Genomic DNA, 22,686 nt, shown 5'->3' with positions numbered 1-22,686 from the left:
AACTCGTCCCACATATTAAACCATATCATTATTTGTTGCTCTTCTCACTCATATTCGTATTCGGGTCAACGATATTAGCACCGTAATCTGGAACATGACTGGCATGTTCTTGGTGATATTTTGATCCAGAACCTTGTGCATAGTTACCTGCTTGTTTTTTATTATGATTTGGCATGATATTCACCTCTTAATCAATGAGTTTTCTACTCCATTATTGTTGCCTTTATCAATGCAAATATGTGCTTATTTCAAACGATAGATTAACCGTTCTATGTGAAATATTCTAGCTTTGCATCAGGGAAAAATTTCTCCATATAAGAGTACAAATGCTTTTTGATGTCCTCTTCTTCTTCTTTTTGATAAATATACTTTCCAATCCCATATTTACCCCATTTATATCTTCTTTTGTCTTCATCTAACTCTAGCTTTGTCATAGGATAGTTTTTCTCGATTACCTTTTTCGCAGGCTTTGTAAACCGATGTTGAATAAACTCAAAGGTTAAGTCCTTCTTCGCCTCTGGTGGCAGCTCTGCGTCCAAACGCTCAAACATGTGATAATAGCCTTCTTCCCAACCTTCATGAAGATAAATGGGTGCGACGATAAATCCAAGTGGGTATCCGGCTCTGGCAATCTTTCCAGCAGCTTCTATTCTCTTCTCTAACGAAGAAGTTCCCGGCTCAAAATTTTTAACGATATAATCAGCATTAACACTGAATCGAAACCTTGTTTTTCCATTATGCTTGGCATCGAGTAAGTGATCGACATGATGGAATTTCGTTACAAATCGTAATTTTCCAAGCTCTGATTTTCCAAAATGTTCGATTGCTCTTTTTAGACTATGGGTTATGTGATCAATCCCAACAATATCGGATGTACAAGATGCTTCAAATCTTGTAAACTCTGGTGCTCGTTCTTCCATATACTTGTCAGCCGCTTCAAGAATTTCATCTACATTCACATACGTACGGATGTAAGGTTTACTACCCATCGTTGTTTGTAAATAACAGTAATGACAATGTCCCATGCATCCAGTCGCAAAAGGAATAGCGTATTCAGCTGATGGTTTAGAGGTATCGAATTTTAGTGTTTTTCTAATTCCAACCACAAGTGTTGACTTTGCCACCCTATATCTTTGAAAGTCATTTTCACCGGGTAAGTTCCTTACTTGATTGTGAGAGGTTGTATATCGAATTTCTACATCGGTAGCCTCGAATTTTTTGTGAAGCTCTTTTCCTAAAGGATATTCTAATGCCTTTGGCTCGAAGTATACGAGCCTGGGATTAAATGGTTGATTCATTCTAATTTGCCCTCCGAATCACCATAATAATAATTGTATGCACGCAATGCATCCTCTTCAGTCAAATATATAGCCATGTCGTTGGAAAGTGGGTAATAGGTTTCATATAAAAATAAAGCTAACTCATTTGGAGTTTCCGGGCTGTTAACAACTGCTGCAGCTTGAATATTTGCAACGTCTTGAGTATGTGGGTTTCGATAAAAGACATAGACAATGTCTCCAGCCTGGTAAGAATGTTCTTCACTATAAAGTTCCATTTCATCACCTTCATTCATTCGTTCACTATTAAGATTTTTCCTTAAGAGGCGATATTTATGATTTCTTATTTATGGAAATGAGTATTGATAACTGTACTTTTTGATGTATGTTCCTTCGTATTAAGGAAAATAATAGCAATATCAAATAGGTAGAGGTGGATGACGATGATTCAATTAAATACATCAATAGAAGGAAAACGTGCTAATTTTGGACGCGCTCGAGATATATTTCATTCTCAAGGGTGTAGCTTCTGCAGTAATTTTGATTATCATCAGGGAAAGTTTGATGCTGTTTTATGGAGAGAAGGTGGGGAAACCATTTATTTAAGAGTTCCTATTAATGTTGTTAAAGGGGAACTGGACCATTCAAATGCAGAAATTGAATTCGGAACACCTTTTGTTATTAAACATGTAGTCAATATTGGATTAGATTACGACGAAAACTCACTTTTGACTGCAACAACAGGACTTGCTCAGTTCCAAAATCCATTGGATGAGGATGGACAAATAAGGGATAAAAGTAGATGGGTAAAAGCGGGTGAAGATACAGTAGAACAAATTTACCATTCCATGGCTGGCTTATTAAGCTCTTAATGAAGCGCTGGAACCGCTCGATGACTCTTAAGACACATTAATAATGATTATAGAGAGGGCATGAGGCATTTTGGTTCATGTCCTCTTTATGTGTAAGAATTATTTCAGGTAAAAAGAAGAGCCATCAATTATTTCGACATCTTCCCGAGCCTTGACCTTATCCATTAATCGAAAAAGTGCTTCATCTTTTTTCTTTGCCTCAATCATACAGTCGATTTGGGGAACACTGCCTTTGGCGACTTTAAGAAAGTCGAAAAACATTTCACAATCAATATAATCGGAGTGGTGCCGAAATTCCTGTTGATTTTTTGGACTTGATATATGCATTTTTATTGGGAGTGGGGAGTGTTTCCAAGTTTGGATAACTCGTTCCCAGTTATCTTGCCAGTTCGCATTTTCGTGGTGGGCAAGGTGATGATGATAATCGAAAACGAGAGGGATGTCTAGTTTCTCACATAGATACAATGTATCTTCTAGTGTAAAAGACGTATCGTCGTTCTCGAGCATGATCATTTTTTGAATGGGTCGAGGGACGTTCATCCAATTTTCGATGAACCGTTCAAGTGATGCTACGGTTTCTTTATAATTACCACCCACATGCATAACACAGCGATGGATTGGATCAATCCCCATCTCTTTTAGTAATAAGTAATGAAGCTTCAAGGTCTTGATTGAATTTTTCAAAATATGTTTTTGCGCTGAATTAATAAGAACGAAGTGATCTGGATGAAAGTCAATTCTGATGTCGTGCTTTTTTGCGAAATCACCAATTTCACGCAGTGATGCTTTTAATGGGGCAAAATAATTCCAATCAAAAAGCTCTTCATGGTTTGCTAATGGAATGAGACGAGAGGTTAAGCGGTAAAAATGGATATTAGATGCCGCATTATGCTTCAAAAGCCTCAATGTATTTTGTAAATTTAAAAGTGCGATTCGTTCTAGTTTACGAAACGCAGCATCGCGATCATCAATTTTCTGGAATTGGGCGAAGGTCATTGTCTTCGATGGGGATGCGTTCTTAAGCTCCATACTCATTGCAACATAACCTAGACGTATAATCGTCATCTTTTTTCCACCTCTCAACATCATGCCATTATTGTTTTACCATTGTATGGACGAACCTGATATGCGTTTGATTCCCCGTAACGCGCTTATATCTTCAATCAGTTTGTGCATAGCAAGATTCTTTTGTTTAGCTTCAATCATAATGTCAAAGTCTTGATTAAGTGTCTTTGCCATTTTCAAAAAGGGTAGAACGAAATCAAGCGATACAAAATCAGCGTGTGATCGAAAGGCATGATCTGATTTTGGTGAAGAAATATGTACTTTGGGTACAAGATTCCGCCTGTTCCATGTGTTGAAAATACGTTCCAAATTTTGAGAAAGGTCAATATCCTCCATATTTGCCATATGGTGATGATAATCAAGGATCATTGGAATGTTTTCTTTCTCACAGGTGAGCAATGTCTCCTGAACATTGTAGGTTTTATCATCATTTTCGAGTGTCATAAATCGCTTAATTTTGGATGGCAGCTCTTGTAGATTGTTATGAAAACGCTGTAAGGATGTGATTTTATCTCCGTAAGCCCCACCAATATGAATATTGATAATCCCTGATTCAAGAGCATCCATCGCTTGGAGCATCTGAAAGTGATACTCCATATCCTTCACCGCATTCAGTGTCACTTCTTCTCTTGAGCTTGTAAAAAGAGTAAATTGATTCGGGTGAAAGCTAATTCGAAGCTTATAGCGTTGAATCAGGTCTCCAAGCTCTGCCCATTCATTTTTAAATGGAGTTAGGAAATCCCACATCACCTCTGGATGGGTTGCTAAGGGGACAAGGGAGCTTGAGAACCGATATAATTCAATTTCATGCGCGATATTATAGTGCAAAATTCTTTTCGAGTGCAGTAGATTTTGTGCCGTTATCATTTTGAGTTTATCGATTCGCTCACTTTTAGGAAGTGCAGAGTATCTGGCAAAGGTTAAAGTCTTAGACGGACTTGCATTCCATAAGCCGAGTGCATTTGCGACATAACCAAAACGAACTTTCATCTAGTATTCTCCTTGATGTACTTGACCTGAAATTGTTTTGTCATGAGTAAAGAGATCATGAATAGAAATTCTAATACATTCATAATCGGGAAGCTTTTGAGCCAAATAGTTAGTAAACCACCTAATATCATGATCATTGTACCGATAAAGAGCCAGGGAAAGTGAAAATTCTTTATTAAAATAAAGCCAACAATCGCGATAACCAAGGTTACGACGGTTACCATAATCAAACTATCTGAACCTACCGCACGTTCATAGGTTAATACACCATTCTTCCATTTTGGTTCAAGTTCAAGCCCCTTTACAGAAGTTAGCAGTTCATAAAGAATTACCCCGATGGTCAAGAGGCAAGAAAGGATCCTCCAAAAAACTTTTTTGGCCCATAATAGTCCAATTCCATTACAGAAGCTCCAAGCAAAAAGAATTAAAGTGGGGGTGAATAAAGCATGTAACCAAAATCGTGCATAGCTTAAATTCTCCAGTTTGTTCCCTTCACCTATAAATCGTCCTAATGCTATGATAAAGTTGTCGTATACAAGTCCAATAATAACGAGTAAAAGTACATTGGTGAGATTAAAAAATCGATCTTTTCTAGCAAGAAGTATTCCCCATGTTAATAGACCAAGATAACCAAATCCAAGTAAGAAGTAAAGAACGACAACCATAAGACCACATCCTTTTTTCCTATTGTCACCTAATTTTTATGAGCTAATCTTTTTTTTCTGAGAGGAAAATCTACAGAATAAATTTCCCCTTGATAAATAGCTTAAAACGTAGTAAAATTTGCAAAGTGATCACTATTAAACTAAATAGAACCTGTATAACCTCGAGAATATGGCTTGAGGGTTTCTACCAGGAACCTTAAAAATCCTGATTACAGAAAGTGAATTATTCATTTTTTGTAATCAGGATTTTTTTATTTTTCTGAAAAAGGCCTTCTCAATTCATGTAGAAAGGATTGGAAATATAAATTATGAATTTCAAAATTTTTATACTTGCATTAGCGACTATTGCGGTTGGATTGGTTGAATTAATTGTAGGTGGGATATTGCCGACCATAGCTGAGGATTTTAACATTTCTTTAGGCTCTGCAGGACAGCTAATTACGGTATTTGCGCTGATTTATGCCATTGCTGGACCTGTATTGCTTGTATTAACGAGCAAAATTGAACGCAAGAAATTATATCTAACATCACTATTTATTTTTTTCCTAGGTAATATTATGACGTATTTCAGTCCGAATTTTACCTTTATGATGATTGCAAGGGTGTTAACAGCAGCGAGTACTGCACTCATTGTTGTCCTTTCCTTGACAATTGCAGCAAAAATTGTTGCCCCTGCTCACCGAGCAAAGGCTTTAGGTCTTATTTATATGGGGATTAGTTCGTCACTTGTGTTGGGCGTTCCATTAGGAATCCTGATTTCAGATACTTTTGGATGGCGTGTCATATTCCTTGGAATCGCTGTGTTATCAATTGGATCAATGGTGCTGATTTCACTATTTTTGGAGCGTATTCCTGGGGAACGAACAATTCCACTTTCACAACAATTAAAAGCAGTAGCCAGTGCGAAAATAGGTAGTGCCCATCTTGCTACCTTGTTCATGCTAGCGGGACATTATACGCTATACGCTTATTTTACTCCGTTTTTAGAAACGAATCTTGGCCTGAATTCTAATTGGATCAGTATCTGCTATTTTGTATTTGGTATTGCTGCTGTTGGTGGAGGAGCATTCGGTGGGGCACTTTCGGATTGGATTGGTGCTCGAAAAAGTATTATTATCGTAATCAGTGCATTTGCAATTGTACTTAGCTTATTGCCGTTCACGACTTTTTCGCTTGTATTATTCATCCCTGTGATGATGCTTTGGGGGGCTTTAAGTTGGAGTTTGGCACCGCCACAGCAAAGCTATTTGATTCAAACCGACCCAGCTTCATCGGATATACAGCAAAGCTTTAATAATTCAGCATTGCAAATCGGCATTTCACTTGGCTCGGGGATTGGTGGGATTGTGTTAAACCAAACCGGCACAGTTACGAGTACGGCTTGGTTTGGAAGTGCCATTGTGATTATCGCTTTACTATGTGCAGTCTTTTCATTGACAAGACCGAGTATATCAAGGGAAAAGAAGGCTGTAGCCTAGTGATGTGGGACTGGTCACACTCGTTCGGTTGAAAAGTAGAAAAAACAAATTCACAAGATCAACACATACAGAAAAAGCAGAGGTTTTAGGATCCTCTGCTTTTTTTAGTTAATTAAGCGGAGATTTTCCTGTTAAATGCAGAATGGCACTCGTTTTTGGGGGAATAAGGGGAAAATTTCCTGTTATGAAGAGTAAAATCTCCTATTTTTGAATTTTTCAAGTCGATAGGCGGAATTTCTCCCGTTATTTAAGCCTTTTTTAATAATAATTATGAATTAAGAGGAATTTTTTCCTCTATTTATCAGCCCGGATGCTCAAACTGATTCTCCTATCGAAAAGTGCGGACCTACTTAATTCTAGATACGGAATCAGCGGCGATATCAGGTCTGTAGTTCTTTTTGTGAATGAAAATAGGTAATGCCCCTCATTCCCATTTCTCTGTTTTAAATGGACTTCAAATAATACCAGACCATATTAGTGAAACGGTGGACTTGAGATTCAATTGGAGTTTCGTTAAATATTTGTTGAAACGGTTTCAATAATTTCACTAGGACACTTTTTCGGATGCGCTCACGTTGCAATTCGTACATGATCACATCGAAAAAATCTTGCTGATCTTCGTTAAACGTATAATGCTGCTGGAGTTGTTCAGCTAATTCGATTAATTCTGGTTTCGATACAACATTTTTATCAACATGTGTACGAAGTAAATCAATTGCTGAATAATTTAACATAAAACTGCCATTCTTCATCATATTTGGAATAATCATTTCCATATATGACAGAATGACATCAGCTAAATGATGTAAAGAATACGGGCTATTCGTGAGCCGCAATGTAAATAACATATGTTGTAACATGCCATAAAATAACACGACCCCTTCGAATGCATATTCGCGAATTTCTTCCCCCATGACTTCAATCATACGATTAGACAGCCATTCCATTTCGATAACTCGATGCTGCAGCACTAATTTTTTTAGCTCGGTTTCATTGGAATGTAAGATCGCATCAAATAGTGCATGTAAATTCCGTTCATCATTCAATTGAATTAAGATCGTAATTTGTTCGATAAAAACTTTACGATCCTGTGGATCTTTACCGATTTGAATGGCAACTCGCTTTTGGCTCGCATCATAACGAAGAAATTCCAATATATCTGCAATACAATCATTCTTTGAGGTGAAATAATTGTAAAATGTTCCTTTGGAAATATTCGCTTTTTCAATAATTTCTTGGATAGAGGTTTGTTGAAAGCCTTTTTCAATAAATAATTTTAAGGCGATATCTGCGACTTTTCTTTTTCGATTATTCATGCCGTCTCTCCTGTCATTTCTATGTAATAAGTATAATTTTCTTTTACCGGAAATACAATCAATTTATACCATTAGTACAAAAGTGTTGCAGATTTTGAACTTTTAGTATAAAATCATTCGAGTGTAGAAAGAATTTATAAAAGATAAGAGGAGAGAATATATGGATTCAGTTTTACAAACTAAAAAAACACCTTATGTAATGTTAGTTGTTTTATTCATTGGCGCATTTGTTTCATTTCTCAACAATTCGCTATTAAACGTTGCTCTACCAACGATTATGGTCGACTTAGGTATTAAAGATTACTCAACTGTACAATGGTTGGCGACAGGATATATGCTCGTCAGTGGTGTATTAATTCCGGCATCCGCGTTTTTAATGACACGTTTCTCAAACCGTAGTTTATTTATTACCTCAATGGCAATCTTCACGTTAGGTACTGCATTAGCAGCGTATGCTCCAAACTTTGAAGTACTACTTTCTGGACGTATGATTCAAGCGGCAGGTTCTTCGGTAATGGGACCTTTATTAATGAACATTATGTTAGTAAGCTTCCCACGTGAAAAACGTGGTGCGGCAATGGGAGTTTTTGGTCTCGTTATGATTACTGCACCTGCAATCGGACCTACACTTTCAGGATATATCGTCCAATACTATGATTGGCGCGTTCTTTTTGAAATGATTTTACCATTAGCTGTTATCAGTTTATTACTAGCTATTTGGAAATCTACTAATGTAATGGAACAGAATAAAAATGCAACTCTTGATTATTTATCAGTTGTATTATCAAGTATTGGTTTTGGTGGATTATTGTATGGAGTAAGTTCAGCAAGTGCAGATGGCTGGTCTGATGGAGTCGTCTTAACAACGTTAATCGTTGGTGGAATTGCACTAATAGCATTCATTGTTCGCCAGTTAAAAATGGATGAACCATTATTAGATTTACGAGTTTACAAACATCCAATGTTTGCACTTGCTTCAGTAATTGCGATTGTTAATGCGGTCGCAATGTTCTCTGGGATGATTTTAACACCAGCGTATGTTCAAGACGTACGAGGTATTTCACCGCTTGATTCCGGGTTAATGATGTTACCAGGTGCGATTATTATGGGAATTATGTCACCAATTACTGGGAAACTATTTGATAAATTTGGTCCGCGTCTGTTAGCAGTTGTTGGGCTTGCAGTTACAGCGATATCAACCTATATGCTTGCAAAGCTACAAATCGATTCAAGCTATACGTATATCATCTTTATCTATTCTTTACGTATGTTCGGGATGTCTATGGTAATGATGCCAATCATGACAAATGGTTTAAACCAATTGCCAACTCGTTTGAACCCACATGGTACTGCTATTAACAATACAGCCCAACAAGTATCAGGTTCAATTGGTACAGCGATTCTGATTACCATCATGAACTCTGTAACGAAATCAGAAGCTAAAGACTTAATGGCTGGAGTTGATCCTGCAACATTAACTGAGGCTTCGACAGCTTCTTTAACGCAACATGCATTATTAGCGGGAATTCAATATTCATTCTATGTAACGCTAGTAATCAATATCGTAGTCCTTGTTATGGCGCTATTTGTAAAACGTGTGGACACAAGTGCAGAAGCAGTAAGCAAATTAGAACAACAAAACAACACTTCATCTAAGCCTGCAACGGTCTAGATGAGGCATTCCTTGTGACTGGTTATAGTCTTACTAGCAAGAGCCGCTTTCTTAATGGAAGGCGGCTTTTTACATGTATAAATTTCAATACTTATTTCCATAATGAAGAAGGAGTTTTTAAGTGTAGACAGAATAATTAGATAAACGTTACGAAAAAAATTTAGGAGGGTATCGATTAGATGGGAAGATTAATTCATTTCGAAATTCATGTGGATGATATGGAACGTGCAAAGAAGTTTTATGGAGAGGTATTTGGATGGACTTTTGAAGATTGGAGCGACTTTGCTGGCATGCCTTATTTTGGAGCTGTGACAGGTGATGCAAATGAACCTGGCATTGATGGTGCGTTGATGCAACGTCAAAGCCCACCACCTACACAGGGACAGGCATTGAATGGATATTCATGTACGATGGGTGTCGAGGATTACGATTCAGCCGAAGCAAAAATCCTGAGTGCCGGTGGCCAGGTGGCAATGCCAAAATATGCTCTGCCTGGAATGGCGTGGCAAGGATACTATATGGATACAGAAGGAAATGTATTTGGAATTCATCAACCAGATGAGAATGCAAAGTAAATACTTATAGAAAAAAGATTCTCAGTTTCAATGAATCAAATAGCATCATTGTGAAAAAGAAGCGAAGTGAAGCAGCCAATTTAGGCTGCTTTTTTCTGTGGGCAATAGGGACGGTTCTCTTGGTTCTTTCGTTTCGCAAAATGAAGGAACCGGGAGAACCGTACCCCTGGTTTACCTTAACAGACCTAATCGAAAGGCTGAGGCGACGACTTGTGTGCGATTTTTTGCTTTTAGTTTTGTCATTAGGTTACTTACATAGTCTCTGATAGTGTGTTCGCTTAAATACAGTAATTCGGCCATTTTCTTATTGTCATATCCTTCCGCAAGTAGGTCGAGGATTTCGGCTTCTCTTTCGGTTAGTTGAAGGCCGGAGTTTAATGGAACCTCAGTATTATCCCTTGATAAAAATAAGCCAAGCCTTTTTCCAACTAGTTCAAGTAAGGCTAATTCTTCCACCGAGCAATCAAATTCCTCACCTTCTTGATCAAAGGTCATCCATCCAAATACTTGATCGAGATGAAAGATTGGTACAAATATGACTGAGGATAGATTGAACAATTTAATGTGTTTCTCTTGGACATAGTTCTGCGGTTTTTTTAAAAAGATTGGTTTCTTTGTATGAAAGATTGTATTTAAAAATCCAATATTTCCGCGCATGCTTTGAACCTTTGATAATTCAGATCCAATTACACCGTAAAATTCATGTGACCAAGGGATATAAGCGTAGAAAACACAGCGTTTATACTGAAAGAATTCCTCACATTTTTTCAAAATATGTGCAAAGTCTTTTGTTCCCGCAGAGCTAATTAATAGTTCGTTTAATTTGTCAATTACTTGAAATCTATTACGTTCAACTTGATTCATATCTGTTTTGTTTTCTACCTCTCGACAATTGTCATAGCTGTGAACAAGATGAGAAAAAATCGACTGTAGAAACATAAGAATAGATATATTTTGGGCATGTTTCATGTTGACCATTAATGTAACGATTGATTTTTCAAAAATTAAATGGAAAAGATTAAAGCTTTTTACATTTAAAAATGCCAATTGGGATTGTACCCATGTGTCTAAATATTGTTCATATTGCTCATTTATCTCGCTAACAGAAGGGGAGGTTAATAAACGGAAAAATGATTTTAGCAATGCTTCAACCATTTTTCGATCTGTATCAGTAAGGTTGGGTTCGTTGTTTAAATAGATATTTATATTATCATCAATCTGTTTGTTATGGCTTTTGATGAACAAGATAAATTGTTGAAATGTTATTTCTTCATATGGATGTAAAGGATGAGTCATTGGTGTTTCTTCTCCTTAGAACAAAATACCCCTATAAATGAGGGGGTGGAATGCTCTTATTATACAGTATTTTGTAGGATGGGATTTAAATATGAGAGGAGTAAAATAAAGGTATATCAAAAAAGGAGTAGTGATGCATGATGAGACTTGACAGCAAAGTAGCAATTATCACTGGTGGTGGTACTGGAATTGGAAAGGAAACAGCGATATTGTTTGCCAAAGAGGGAGCAAAAATCGTTATTACTGATATTAATATAGAGTCTGGTGAACAAGTAGTTAAAGATATTCAAGCAAACGGTGGGGAAGCATTATTTATTCAGCATGATGTTAGTAAAGAGGAAGATTGGAAAAAAGTCGCTGATGAAACCATCAAGACATTTGGTAAAGTAGATGTTCTATTTAATAATGCTGGTATTTATATCATCAAACCTCTTACTCAACTTGAATTAGAAGAATGGAATCGCTTGATGTCTATTAATGTGACTGGTGTATTTTTAGGAATGAAGCATATTATGCCACTTATGGCGAAACAACATAAAGGATCAGTGATTAACGCTTCTTCTATCGCTGGTTTAACAGGTGCACCAGGTCATGTTCTTTATGGGGCAAGTAAAGGGGCTGTTCGCATTATGACAAAAGATGCCGCAATGGAGTACGCACCAATGGGAGTTCGAGTAAACTCAATCCACCCTGGATATATTAATACAGGTATGGCTGAATATGCTTCTGAAGTAACTGGGAATTCAAAAGAAGAATTAAGTAATATCTTCCCATTAGGTCGCCTCGGATCGGTAAAAGAGGTTGCTCAAACTGTACTATTCCTTGCATCTGATGAATCAGCTTTTACAACCGGATCTGAACTAGTGATTGATGGTGGAGCCACAGCAAGATAAGCTATGTAAAATTGCAGAAACCATCGTTGAACTGGAAAGTAAATGGATGAAATGGAGAGAAGAAATATGAAACTAGTAAACAAGGTAGCGATCGTTACAGGTGGAGCAAGTGGAATTGGTGAAGCAACAGTACGTCTTTTTGTAAAAGAGGGAGCAAAGGTCGTGATTGCTGATTTCTCTGAGCGTGGAAAAGAATTATCAGAACAACTGAATGCTGCTGGTTTTGATACATTATTTGTGAAAACAGACGTAACAAACGAAGATGATGTTAAAAATATGATAGCTGAGACAATTAATAAATATGGAAAACTTGATATTATGTATGCAAATGCTGGAATCGCGAATGATGCAGTTGCTCATGAATTAACATATGAAAATTGGAAAAGAACGATAGACATTAATCTTTCTGGCTTATTTCTTTCTGATAAATATGCGATTGATCAAATGTTGAAGCAAGAGAGCGGCGGAGTTATTGTAAATGCAGGCTCAATTCACAGCCATGTTGGTAAGGTAGGGGTAACAGCCTATTCTTCAGCTAAAGGTGGAGTTAAGCTATTAACGCAGACATTGGGAGCAACCTATGCCAAAAATGGTATTCGAGTAAATGCGGTCTGCCCTGGATATATTGATACTCCATTAATTGCTGGTGCTGGTGATGAAGGGAAAAAACATCTAATTTCACTACATCCACAAGGACGTCTTGGAAAACCAGAAGAGGTGGCAAAAGCTGTATTATTCTTGGCGAGTGATGATTCATCCTTTGTAAATGGGACAAGCCTACTTGTAGATGGTGGCTATACAGCTCAATAATGGAATGGAAGCTGCTTCCATAAAAAAGAATTTTTAATTAATTGAATAGCATCAATGTGAAAACGAAGCAAAGTGAAGCAGCCAATTTAGGCTGCTTTTTTTATTGACAAAGGGCCTTTGTGGGAAAAACTAGTTCAAATGAGGTTAATCGTGCAAGCAAGGCTAAAAAAATTTCAAGTATTACTATTTTTTTAGATGAACAGTATAATCGAAGAATGGGAGTTGAGAGATATGAATAAGAAAGACATAGCGAATATTCGGAAGCAATTTAAGGTGAACAATGATCTTTTGAAAATTAGAGAAATTTTCAATGTATATGTAAAAAAAGAATCCGCTGAGATTTATCATCATGTTAGTATGCCTTTTCAAATGTTAGACTTAGAAGAACAAGAGCTATTTTTAGCTAACTTCAAAAAGGTTTTAACAGGTGAGCTTGATGCGAAGCTGTTTGATTTAAAATTCAAACGGGATGTAGAAGGCAGTACGCAAACGATTCTCTTTGAAGGCTTACAAGCTGCTACAACAGAAGATTGGAAAGAGAGTATGCTAAAAATCGTTGGAAAAATGTTCGCTCATACGGTATATGATTTCGATACGATGGTCACATTTATCCGTGGGGAATACCGAAAACCGACAAGAAAGAGGGATATGGAATCCGAAGAAGGTGGCGATGATGAGGTTTATTCTGGCGAATTTATCCTTTGCAGCCTAAATAAAACGGATCAGCAGAAAAAAGCCTTGGTGTTTGATTATATTCAAAAAGAATTCAGAGCAAATAATGCTGTTGATCCAGTTATTAACCTAGCTTCTCCGTTGTCTGGCTTTATGTTTCCGGCATTTATTGATAACGCTGCAGATGTGAATCATATTTTATACTATGCTGGAAAAGCAAATGAACCGCATGTAACATTTATTGAAGATGTGCTTATGTGTGAAGATATTATCACGGTTGAGGAAGAAAAAGTAAGCTTCGAACTAGTTTTGAAAAATGTCATGGGTGATGAAGTCGATACCCGGGTGATTTCGAATGTATATGAAGAAATTGATAAGATAGTGCAGGAGAATGAAGAAGATGAAGAGAGTGACTCTCCTACCCCGATGTTGGACTACAAAGACATCGAACGGATTTTAACGGTCAGTGGGGTTGAAAACGTAGATACTGCGAAAGTTGAACATGCGTTCAAAAATGTAATAGATGATGAAAATCACGAATTCAAAGCGAAAAGTTTAGTGCCTAAATCGATAAAAATCGATACAAAGGTTGCCAAGCTATCGATTAACCCGAAGGAAATGAAAAATGTAAAGTATATCATGTATCAAGGAAAAAAATGCCTTTTATTGGAAATTGACGAAGATATAGTTCTAGAAGGATTTCGACTAGAACCGGGAACACTTTAAAGCAGAGGAATCATCAAAAGCGGGTCGATTCATCTATTTCTTTTCACAAAATGAAAGAACCAGAAGAACCGTCCCTGTGGTTCAAAGGAGGAGAATATGAATTTCATCAACAACCAACTTTTAAAATATGAATTAGATCCTGACTTAGCAAGGTATCTTTCGATTGTTATTATGATTCTTTTTATTGCAATCATCTGTTTCGTAGCGAATTTAATCACGAAAAAGATTGTAATTAGGATTATCACACATATCGTAAGAGCTAATCAATTAGAGTGGGGTAATATCATTTTGGAGAGACAGGTCTTCCGGAAGTTATCCCATATCGTTCCTGCGATTATTATCTATTCATTTTCTGGATCCTTTGAAACCTATGAGAGCTTGATTGAAAAGCTGGCGATTACCTATATCATTATTGCAGGATTAATGGTAATCAATAGTTTATTAAATGCGTTCAATGATATTTATGACACCTTTGAAATATCAAAGATTAAGCCGATTAAAGGCTATATTCAGGTTATTAAAATTATCGTAATCACGCTTGGAGCTATTGTGGTTATTGCGAACCTAATCGGTAAGAGCCCCCTTATTCTTCTAAGTGGATTTGGAGCTCTCTCTGCCGTACTTCTGTTAGTTTTCAAGGATTCGTTATTAGGACTGGTTGCAGGTGTTCAATTGGCTGCCAATGATATGGTACGGGTTGGTGACTGGATTGAAATGCCGAAATATGGGGCTGATGGAGATATTATTGAAATCTCATTAAATACAGTTAAGGTGCAAAATTGGGATAAGACGATTACAATGATTCCGAGCTATGCATTGATTTCCGATTCTTTTAAGAATTGGCGTGGGATGCAAAACTCTGGAGGGCGAAGGATTAAACGGTCTTTATTCATCGATACAACGAGCATTACGTTTTGTACGGAGGAGATGATTGAGAAGTTTAAAAATATCCTTTATCTATCGGACTATATTGTTATAAAGGAACAAGAGATTGAAGAGTATAATACTAAGAACGAAATAAACCGAAGCAATCCGGTGAATGGTAGAGCTCTTACAAATATCGGAGTTTTTAGGTCCTATATTAACAACTACCTTCAAAAGCATCCTGGAATCAATCAGGAAATGACTCTAATGGTTAGACAGCTAGCACCGAACGAACATGGGTTACCATTGGAAATATATGTTTTCACAAGTGATATAAGCTGGGCCGTGTATGAATCGGTTCAAGCTGACATTTTTGACCACCTTTTTGCCGTAGCACCGGAGTTCGGGCTTCGCTTATTCCAGAACCCATCTGGACATGATTTGAAAAGTATTGTGGATGGGGCAAAAGAAGATGGAATGATTAGAGAAGTAGAGCATTAAAATTTTATGTGGTTCCTACATGGGGTAGGGACCACTTTTTTATTAAATTCAAAAAAGTTCATTGATTTGCTTGAAAATTCAAATTATATATAATAGAATGAAAAATAATTGCGAAAACGTTTGCGTAAATATTATTCAAGTAAGAAATATAGTATTGATATAGTATATGAAAAAATAGTGCAAAGGTTTTCGTGAAAAAAGACTTCCTGCCAATAAAAAATTTATTAAGAAGGGAATGAGTAGCCATGAAAAAGGATTCAAGACGGAAATTTTCTATTTTAATGATTGCGGTTATGATGTTAAGTTTGTGGGCCCCCTATGTGCCTATTCAACAAGCATCGGCTGAAAATGTAACCGTTATCAATGAATCTGATCCGAATCAACGTACTGTGCGCTTTACGTATATTCGTGAGGATCAAGATTTTGGTGAGTGGAACATTTGGGTATGGAATACGGGTGTGAAAGAAGATCAGATTGATTTTGAAACGTATGAACAAGAAAAAGCAATTGCCAATATAGCCGTTGCACCCGAAACAAAACAATTTGGTTTTGTTCTCCGCAGTACGGAGGATTGGAATACGGCTGAAAAAGAATTTGGTGATCGCTTTATTCCGGTGAATAAAAATGATTCACTTACAAAAGCCTACATAACGAGTGGTGTTGAGGAAATAAGAATTGTACCAGACGGGTCTGCTCCTGTCATGAATGATGGGGATGCGACTTTCTATTATCGTGATCCGGAACTATTCCGTAATGATAAGATGGATACAATTGAAAAAGTAGAGTTAAAGATGAATGGTGAAACTCATGAAATGACGTATGAGCCTTCAAATGAAAGATTTGTAGCTGAGTATCAGGATGTACCGAATGGAGAAACTGCCTATAGTTTTCTTGTAACGATTGACGGTGAAACAACTGAGGTGAATGACCCATATAATACGGTTGATGGTGTATCGAAAATAAGTTTTCACAAAACCGAATTAACTGTTACTGGCACTGTGTCACCGAATGTGATTGATTATAATGATAATGCAGTACTAAAAGTTGACATAGATGGCATAACAGAAGGACTTTCGATTGCCAAAATGTATGCAGATGTATCAGCCTTAGGAGGCTCAGAAGCATTACAAATTGACCCTATATTAAAAGAGATTACGATTTCAGTAGCTGATCATATACCAGCTGGTGTGAAATCAATTCCTATTACAGTAATAGATTCATATGGAAATAAACATGTTGGTACAACAGAGATTGAAATAGAGACAAGACAATCGGGGAGTGATTTCGATTGGGATGAAGCGATTATTTATTTCATGTTTACCGACAGATTCTTTAATGGTAACAAAGCCAATGACGATCCGTACAACATGGATTATGATACAAAAAAGAGCGGAACCTATCATGGCGGAGATTTTAAAGGGATTACAGAGAAACTAGATTATTTGGACAAGCTTGGTGTGAATACGATTTGGATTAGTCCTATCGTCGAAAATATTAAATATGATGTCGGGACAGATGTAGAAGGTGAACCATATTATGCGAACCATGGATATTGGGCTAGCAACTTCGGTGAGTTAAATCCACATTTTGGCACAATGGAAGAATTCCATACATTGATTGATGAAGCCCATGCACGCGGAATGAAAATGATGGTGGACGTCGTGTTAAACCATACTGGATATGGATTGAAGGAGCTTGACGGAGAAAGAGAGAATCCTCCAGCAGGGTATCCGACAGATGAGGAACGAGCAGGATTTAGTAATATAATACGTCAGGGTGAAAATGTTGGCTCGGATGATGTAGTTGGCGAGTTATCTGGACTTCCTGATATTCGTACAGAAGACCCAGCCGTTCGTGAACAAATCATTCAATGGCAAACAGATTGGATTGACAAGTCAAGGACTGCAAATGGAAACAGTATCGACTATTTCCGGGTGGATACGGTGAAACACGTAGAAGATGCAACATGGATGGCATTCAAAAATGCAATTACAGAAAAAATGCCTGAGCATAAGATGATTGGTGAGGCTTGGGGTGCCAGCGATACGGATGATCTTGGCTATCTGGAAACAGGTATGATGGATTCACTACTTGATTTTGGTTTTAAAGAAATTGCAAAAACCTTCGTGAATGGTGATCTTACAGGGGCTAATGATCGTTTAATAGCTCGTAATGGAAAAATTGACAATACAGCAACCCTCGGTCAATTTTTAGGAAGTCATGACGAGGATGGATTCCTTAATTCAGTTGGTGGGGATGAAGGTAAACTGAAGGTAGCTGCCTCTCTTCAAGCAACTGCAAAAGGACAACCCATTATTTATTACGGGGAAGAGCTTGGACAAAGTGGTGCTAATAATTATCCATTTTACGATAATCGTAAGGACCTCGATTGGGGAATTACCGAAGGGAATGACATTTTAGCTCATTATACGAAGATATTAAATTTCAGAGGCGATCACTCTGAAGTATTTGCAAAAGGAAACCGAACCAAAATTGGTGGTTCCAATGGTGAAAAGTATTTATTATTTGAACGCAACTACGATGATCAATCAGTATACGTTGGACTGAACGTCTCCAAACAAGCAACAACTGTTACCTTAAAGCTTGACGGGGAAGCTGCTGTTGTGACTGACCATTATAGTGGTGAATCGTTTAGTGCAAATGAAGCAGGAGAGGTTTCACTAACAATCCCTTCCAATACAGACGGCGGAACGGTACTGTTAACAGTGGATGGCGGTTCGATTACAGGTGTGACTTCAGAAGGTGGAACTGATGATGGTGAAATCCCAGATAATCACATCCGTATTCACTATAATCGAACAGATGGAAATTATGAAAACTACGGTGCATGGCTATGGAATGACGTTGCCTCACCATCTGCAAATTGGCCAACTGGTGCAACCATGTTTGAAAAAGAAGATCGTTATGGTGCCTATGTTGATGTAGAGCTTAAAGAAGGCGCGAAAAGCATCGGATTCCTCGTGATGGATGTTACGAAAGGAGATGCAGGAAAAGACGGCGGTGACAAAGCTTTTACAATTACGAATCCTGAAATCAATGAGCTTTGGATCAAGCAAGGTTCGGATGAAGTATTCACATTTGAACCAGTAGAATTGCCGGAAAATACCGTTCGGATTCATTATGTTCGTGACAATGCGGATTATGATCATTACGGTGCATGGACGTGGGGTGATGTGGAAACCCCTACTGATAACTGGCCAACTGGCGCTGAAGATTTTGCAGGAAGAGACCAATACGGTGCCTATGTGGATATTGCTTTAAATGAAGGTGCAAAACAAATTGGTTTTATCGTAATGGATGAGTCAAAAGGCGACGCAGGTAAAGATGGCGGTGATAAAACCTTCAATTTATTAGATAGATATAATCGCCTATGGGTAAGACAGGGAGATAATAATGTCTATGTTACACCTTACTGGGATTCGGCTTCTGGTATTACGTCAGCTGAAGTGATTTCAGAGGATACGATTCTCCTAAACTTTACGATGACAGAAGGATTAACATCAGAAAGTATTTTAGCAGATTTAAAGATTAAGGATGCAGCGGGAACTGAGATAACTGCAACTAGTGCAGAAGTAACCGGTGATATGACTGTCGAGATTAAAGCAAAAATTGATTTAGAAAAATTACCGCTAACGATATCATTTGCTAGCAGAACGGTTACAGCAAATTCTAGTTGGAGATTAATTGATTCGAAGTATGCATATGAAGGTGATGATCTAGGTGCAACATATCGCGATGGCAATGCAACTTTGAAATTATGGGCACCAAAGGCAAGTAAGGTTGTTGCAACATTTTTTGATAAAGCAGATGCGGCAACTCAAATTGGGACTGTTGAGTTAACGCTTGGGGAAAAGGGCGTTTGGTCCGCAGATATTACTGCATCTGAAATAGGTGTGACAGACTTAAGAGGCTACTACTATCAATATGAAGTAACTAACGATGGTGTTGAAAAAACAGTCTTAGACCCTTATGCAAAATCAATGGCTGCATTCACTGTTAATACAAATGGTGAAGCAGGACCAGATGGCGATATGGTTGGTAAAGCGGCGATTGTAGATTTGGAAGGTACAAACCCAGCAGGGTTTAGCCATGCATCGATCGACGGCTATAAAAAACGAGAGGATGCCATTATATACGAAGTACATGTTCGTGATTTTACATCCGATCCTTCAATTGAAGGTGATTTAAACGGAAGATGGGGTTCATATGAGTCCTTTATCGATAAGCTAGATTACCTTAAATCACTTGGTGTAACCCATGTTCAATTACTTCCTGTCATGTCATGGTACTACGGTGATGAGACGAGGATGGGCGAAAGGGAGCTTGCCTATTCAGCAGGTGGAAATGAATACAACTGGGGCTATGACCCGCATAATTACTTCTCACCTGATGGAGCTTATTCAGCAGACCCGACAGACCCAGAATTGCGAATCAAGGAAATGAAAAAATTAATTGATGCCATTCATGATGCTGGTATGGGTGTCGTATTTGATGTTGTATATACGCATATGGCACAAACGAGTCAATTAAATGATATTGTACCGAATTATTATTTCTTCCAGGATACAGAGGGGAACTTCCTTGGTGGCTTTGGGAATAACCTAGCAACGAATCATCAAATGTCTGAAAAATTATTAATAGATTCTGTGAAATATTGGTTTGATGAATATAAAATAGACGGAATGCGTTTTGATATGATGGGGGATGCGACTTATCCAGCAATTCAAAATGCATATGATGCTGCAGCTAAAATCAATCCAGATGCATTATTTATTGGTGAAGGATGGCGAACATTTGCTGGCGATCTATCTGATCCAACACTTGCGGGAATGGGTGCAGACCAGGATTGGATGGATAAAACTGATCATGTTGGCGTATTCTCAGATGAAATTCGCAATGAATTAAAATCTGGTTTCGGTTCTGAAGGAGAACCGCGATTCTTAACAGGTGGTGCCCGTGATATTCAGGTTATTTTCAATAATCTCAAAGGACAGCCATCGAATACAGCTGAAGATGATCCCGGTGATATGGTTCAATATATCGAAGCACATGATAACTTACCATTATATGATGTCATCGCACAATCAATTAAGAAGGACCCAGCTATTCCAGCGAATGATCTGGAAATACACAAACGAATTCGCCTTGGTAATGCTATGATTTTAACGTCACAAGGTACAGCATTTATCCATGCAGGTCAAGAATATGGTCGAACGAAACAATGGTTAAGCGAAGGGGTACCAGAGCAAAAGTATCATGCATTAGTAGATGAAAATGGAAAGCCATTTACAAATCCTTACTTCATCCATGACTCGTATGATTCATCTGATGCCATCAATAAATTTGACTGGGAAAAAGCGACAAATGAAGAATTGTACCCAGTTAATACAACAACTCAGGCTTACACAAAGGGGTTAATCGAGTTACGTAAATCAACGAATGCTTTCCGATTAGGTGAGCAAGAGCTTGTGAATAAAAATGTAACATTACTTGAAGCTCCTGAAATCAAATCATCGGATTTACTGATTGCGTATAAAAACCAATCAACAGACGGTACAGGCATATACTATGTATTTGTCAATGCTGATCACACAGCTCGTACGTTAACACTAGGAGACAATGATATTACAAATGGAAGTGTCGTTGTAGATAATGACGAGGCTGGTACTAATCCTGTCAAAGAAAAGTCTGGTTTTACCTTAACAAAGGATATATTAACAATAGATCCGTTAACAACAATTGTGATTAAAGTTGCGAATGCGAAGCCAGGAGAGAATCCAGGTAATGGTGGCGGAGGTGTTTCCCCAGCTCCACCAACTAGCAATGTATATGTCGTCGATGAAAATAACATCGCAAGCCAGATTAATGATTCAAATGCTTCTGTTATCCAAGTAGAGGTTTCAGAGTTGACGAAAGAAAAACCTGAAGTAGCAGTAGAATTTACGAATGCTATTTTAGAAAAAATTGCAGAATCGTCTAAACCACTAGTGATAAAAGCTGGGAAGGTTCAAGTAACGCTACCATCCGAGGTTGTAAAAAATCTTGTGAAGACGTCACAAGATAAAATTCGAATTAAGATTGGATTGGCTAAAAACACAGGAATCCCTGGAAATGGAACCGCTATTTCGGATGTATTTGAATTTTCAATAACAACTGAAAAAGGCGGTAAAACAACAACACTCTCTACTTTCAGTGAACCGGTAGAAATATCTGTTCCAGTGTCGGTGTCTACGATCGATGATAAACGTAAAGTGGCAGCATACTATATCAATGGCAATAAATTAGAGTATGTAGGTGGTACGTATTCAGAGGGTAAAGTGACATTTAAAACAAATCACTTTTCAAAATTTGTAATCGTTGGAGATGATATTACCTTTGATGATATCAAAAATCATTGGGCAAAGGATGAGCTAGAAGTACTTGCTTCTCGTTCGATAACATATGGTACTTCTCCGACTACTTTTAATCCTGAAGGGAAAATTACTCGTGCACAATTTGCTGTTTTACTTGCAAGAGCATTGAACCTGCCAAAGACCAAATATGAAGGTGTGTTTAAGGACGTAACCGATAAAAGCACGTGGTCTTATCCAGGAATTGAAGCTGCTTATCATGCAGGAATTGTCAATGGAACGTCTGCAGATACGTTTGATCCAAATGCATTCATTACGCGCGAACAAATAGCAGCCATGATAATTCGTGCAGTAGAATATGCTAATGCTGATCTAACTAAGGAATTATCAAAACAGAAGCCATTTGCAGATGAAGCACAAATAGGTAAATATGCAAAACCATCAGTCAAGAAAGCGACTGCCCTTGGAATCATCTTCGGAAGACAAGGAAACAAATTTGCTCCAAAAGACAACGCAACTCGAGCAGAAGCCGCAGTAATGCTATACAGAGCCCTTAACGTATTAAACGAATTATAGTGAAAATGGAATCACAGGAACCATAGGGACGGTTCTTGTGGTTTCTTTTTTTTCATAAAATCCTGGT

At 37.7% G+C, this 22,686-nt stretch carries 17 protein-coding genes and 1 riboswitch; of the genes, 9 read left to right on the top strand and 8 right to left on the bottom strand.

What is annotated here, in order from left to right:
- Positions 1-28: 28 nt before the first annotated feature.
- From MJG50_RS04265 to MJG50_RS04255, 3 genes are all read right to left on the bottom strand, one after another.
- Entirely contained in the window at positions 29-175 is a 147-nt protein-coding gene (locus tag MJG50_RS04265; RefSeq protein ID WP_240253014.1) for a hypothetical protein, read from the bottom strand.
- 94 nt (positions 176-269) lie between these two features.
- On the bottom strand, positions 270-1,298 hold the full coding sequence (splB, locus tag MJG50_RS04260) for a spore photoproduct lyase (RefSeq protein WP_240253013.1): 1,029 nt from the start codon (positions 1,296-1,298) through the stop codon (positions 270-272).
- Positions 1,295-1,555: a transcriptional regulator SplA domain-containing protein gene (locus MJG50_RS04255; RefSeq protein ID WP_240253012.1), complete on the bottom strand. Its 261-nt coding sequence runs from the start codon at positions 1,553-1,555 to the stop codon at positions 1,295-1,297. The genes splB and MJG50_RS04255 overlap by 4 nt, the downstream gene beginning before the upstream one ends.
- A 165-nt stretch (positions 1,556-1,720) precedes the next feature.
- On the opposite strand from MJG50_RS04255, the gene MJG50_RS04250 reads away from it, so the two are divergent.
- Entirely contained in the window at positions 1,721-2,149 is a 429-nt protein-coding gene (locus MJG50_RS04250) for a YugN family protein (protein WP_240253011.1), read from the top strand.
- A 99-nt stretch (positions 2,150-2,248) separates the two neighbouring features.
- Here the strand turns inward: MJG50_RS04250 and uvsE (MJG50_RS04245) are convergent, their stop codons facing one another.
- From uvsE (MJG50_RS04245) to MJG50_RS04235, 3 genes are read right to left on the bottom strand one after another with little or no spacing between them, the layout of a single operon-like run.
- Positions 2,249-3,214, bottom strand: coding sequence for a UV DNA damage repair endonuclease UvsE (gene uvsE, locus MJG50_RS04245; RefSeq protein WP_240253010.1), 966 nt, complete (start codon positions 3,212-3,214; stop codon positions 2,249-2,251).
- Positions 3,215-3,250: 36 nt separating this feature from the next.
- Entirely contained in the window at positions 3,251-4,204 is a 954-nt protein-coding gene (gene uvsE, locus MJG50_RS04240) for a UV DNA damage repair endonuclease UvsE (protein ID WP_240253009.1), read from the bottom strand.
- On the bottom strand, positions 4,201-4,869 hold the full coding sequence (locus MJG50_RS04235) for a hypothetical protein (RefSeq protein WP_240253004.1): 669 nt from the start codon (positions 4,867-4,869) through the stop codon (positions 4,201-4,203). Before MJG50_RS04235 ends, uvsE (MJG50_RS04240) begins: the two co-directional genes overlap by 4 nt.
- 131 nt (positions 4,870-5,000) lie before the next feature.
- Positions 5,001-5,101: riboswitch (purine riboswitch) on the top strand.
- A 76-nt stretch (positions 5,102-5,177) separates the two neighbouring features.
- Here MJG50_RS04235 and MJG50_RS04230 point away from each other — a divergent pair.
- Positions 5,178-6,347, top strand: a complete 1,170-nt coding sequence (locus tag MJG50_RS04230) for an MFS transporter (RefSeq protein ID WP_240252998.1) — start codon at positions 5,178-5,180, stop codon at positions 6,345-6,347.
- A 443-nt stretch (positions 6,348-6,790) separates the two neighbouring features.
- On the opposite strand, the gene MJG50_RS04225 is transcribed toward MJG50_RS04230, so the two are convergent.
- Complete coding sequence (locus MJG50_RS04225; protein WP_240252997.1) at positions 6,791-7,663, bottom strand: TetR/AcrR family transcriptional regulator; 873 nt, start codon at positions 7,661-7,663, stop codon at positions 6,791-6,793.
- A gap of 160 nt (positions 7,664-7,823) precedes the next feature.
- Here MJG50_RS04225 and MJG50_RS04220 point away from each other — a divergent pair, with 160 nt between their 5' ends.
- Entirely contained in the window at positions 7,824-9,335 is a 1,512-nt protein-coding gene (locus MJG50_RS04220) for a DHA2 family efflux MFS transporter permease subunit (protein WP_240252996.1), read from the top strand.
- A gap of 179 nt (positions 9,336-9,514) precedes the next feature.
- On the top strand, positions 9,515-9,910 hold the full coding sequence (locus MJG50_RS04215; RefSeq protein WP_240252995.1) for a VOC family protein: 396 nt from the start codon (positions 9,515-9,517) through the stop codon (positions 9,908-9,910).
- A gap of 171 nt (positions 9,911-10,081) precedes the next feature.
- Here MJG50_RS04215 and MJG50_RS04210 read toward each other — a convergent pair whose 3' ends face one another.
- Positions 10,082-11,206, bottom strand: a complete 1,125-nt coding sequence (locus MJG50_RS04210; RefSeq protein ID WP_240252992.1) for a LuxR C-terminal-related transcriptional regulator — start codon at positions 11,204-11,206, stop codon at positions 10,082-10,084.
- Between the two features lie 140 nt (positions 11,207-11,346).
- Between MJG50_RS04210 and MJG50_RS04205 the strand changes: the two genes are divergently transcribed.
- The 5 genes from MJG50_RS04205 to MJG50_RS04185 all read left to right on the top strand — a co-directional run bounded on the left by MJG50_RS04205 (position 11,347) and on the right by MJG50_RS04185 (position 22,619).
- Positions 11,347-12,099: an SDR family NAD(P)-dependent oxidoreductase gene (locus tag MJG50_RS04205; RefSeq protein WP_240253054.1), complete on the top strand. Its 753-nt coding sequence runs from the start codon at positions 11,347-11,349 to the stop codon at positions 12,097-12,099.
- Positions 12,100-12,165: 66 nt separating this feature from the next.
- The gene (locus MJG50_RS04200; RefSeq protein ID WP_240252991.1) at positions 12,166-12,909 is read left to right on the top strand and encodes an SDR family NAD(P)-dependent oxidoreductase; all 744 of its coding nucleotides are present in this window, start codon (positions 12,166-12,168) and stop codon (positions 12,907-12,909) included.
- A 231-nt stretch (positions 12,910-13,140) separates the two neighbouring features.
- Complete coding sequence (locus MJG50_RS04195) at positions 13,141-14,307, top strand: DUF4317 domain-containing protein (RefSeq protein ID WP_240252990.1); 1,167 nt, start codon at positions 13,141-13,143, stop codon at positions 14,305-14,307.
- Between the two features lie 96 nt (positions 14,308-14,403).
- The gene (locus MJG50_RS04190) at positions 14,404-15,672 is read left to right on the top strand and encodes a mechanosensitive ion channel family protein (RefSeq protein ID WP_240252986.1); all 1,269 of its coding nucleotides are present in this window, start codon (positions 14,404-14,406) and stop codon (positions 15,670-15,672) included.
- Between the two features lie 245 nt (positions 15,673-15,917).
- A complete protein-coding gene (locus tag MJG50_RS04185) occupies positions 15,918-22,619 on the top strand; it encodes a pullulanase (RefSeq protein WP_240252985.1) in 6,702 nt (2,233 codons plus the stop codon).
- The last annotated feature ends 67 nt before the right edge of the window (positions 22,620-22,686 follow it).

The organism is Fredinandcohnia quinoae, assembly GCF_022427965.1.
Taxonomy (GTDB): Bacteria; Bacillota; Bacilli; order Bacillales; family Bacillaceae_L; genus Ferdinandcohnia; species Ferdinandcohnia quinoae.
Note: the sequence above shows the minus strand (reverse complement) of the source record. Positions and strands in the feature narration are given on the sequence as shown.

Bases quoted from the DNA above. Each gene is read 5' to 3' on its own strand.
- MJG50_RS04190 (WP_240252986.1), top strand. From the start codon at position 14,404: ATGAATTTCATCAACAACCAACTTTTAAAATATGAATTAGATCCTGAC.
- MJG50_RS04185 (WP_240252985.1), top strand. From the start codon at position 15,918: ATGAAAAAGGATTCAAGACGGAAATTTTCTATTTTAATGATTGCGGTT.
- MJG50_RS04215 (WP_240252995.1), top strand. From the start codon at position 9,515: ATGGGAAGATTAATTCATTTCGAAATTCATGTGGATGATATGGAACGT.
- MJG50_RS04210 (WP_240252992.1), bottom strand. From the start codon at position 11,206: ATGACTCATCCTTTACATCCATATGAAGAAATAACATTTCAACAATTT.
- MJG50_RS04195 (WP_240252990.1), top strand. From the start codon at position 13,141: ATGAATAAGAAAGACATAGCGAATATTCGGAAGCAATTTAAGGTGAAC.
- MJG50_RS04220 (WP_240252996.1), top strand. From the start codon at position 7,824: ATGGATTCAGTTTTACAAACTAAAAAAACACCTTATGTAATGTTAGTT.
- MJG50_RS04200 (WP_240252991.1), top strand. From the start codon at position 12,166: ATGAAACTAGTAAACAAGGTAGCGATCGTTACAGGTGGAGCAAGTGGA.
- MJG50_RS04225 (WP_240252997.1), bottom strand. From the start codon at position 7,663: ATGAATAATCGAAAAAGAAAAGTCGCAGATATCGCCTTAAAATTATTT.
- MJG50_RS04205 (WP_240253054.1), top strand. From the start codon at position 11,347: ATGAGACTTGACAGCAAAGTAGCAATTATCACTGGTGGTGGTACTGGA.
- MJG50_RS04235 (WP_240253004.1), bottom strand. From the start codon at position 4,869: ATGGTTGTCGTTCTTTACTTCTTACTTGGATTTGGTTATCTTGGTCTA.
- uvsE (WP_240253010.1), bottom strand. From the start codon at position 3,214: ATGACGATTATACGTCTAGGTTATGTTGCAATGAGTATGGAGCTTAAG.
- uvsE (WP_240253009.1), bottom strand. From the start codon at position 4,204: ATGAAAGTTCGTTTTGGTTATGTCGCAAATGCACTCGGCTTATGGAAT.
- MJG50_RS04265 (WP_240253014.1), bottom strand. From the start codon at position 175: ATGCCAAATCATAATAAAAAACAAGCAGGTAACTATGCACAAGGTTCT.
- splB (WP_240253013.1), bottom strand. From the start codon at position 1,298: ATGAATCAACCATTTAATCCCAGGCTCGTATACTTCGAGCCAAAGGCA.
- MJG50_RS04250 (WP_240253011.1), top strand. From the start codon at position 1,721: ATGATTCAATTAAATACATCAATAGAAGGAAAACGTGCTAATTTTGGA.
- MJG50_RS04230 (WP_240252998.1), top strand. From the start codon at position 5,178: ATGAATTTCAAAATTTTTATACTTGCATTAGCGACTATTGCGGTTGGA.
- MJG50_RS04255 (WP_240253012.1), bottom strand. From the start codon at position 1,555: ATGGAACTTTATAGTGAAGAACATTCTTACCAGGCTGGAGACATTGTC.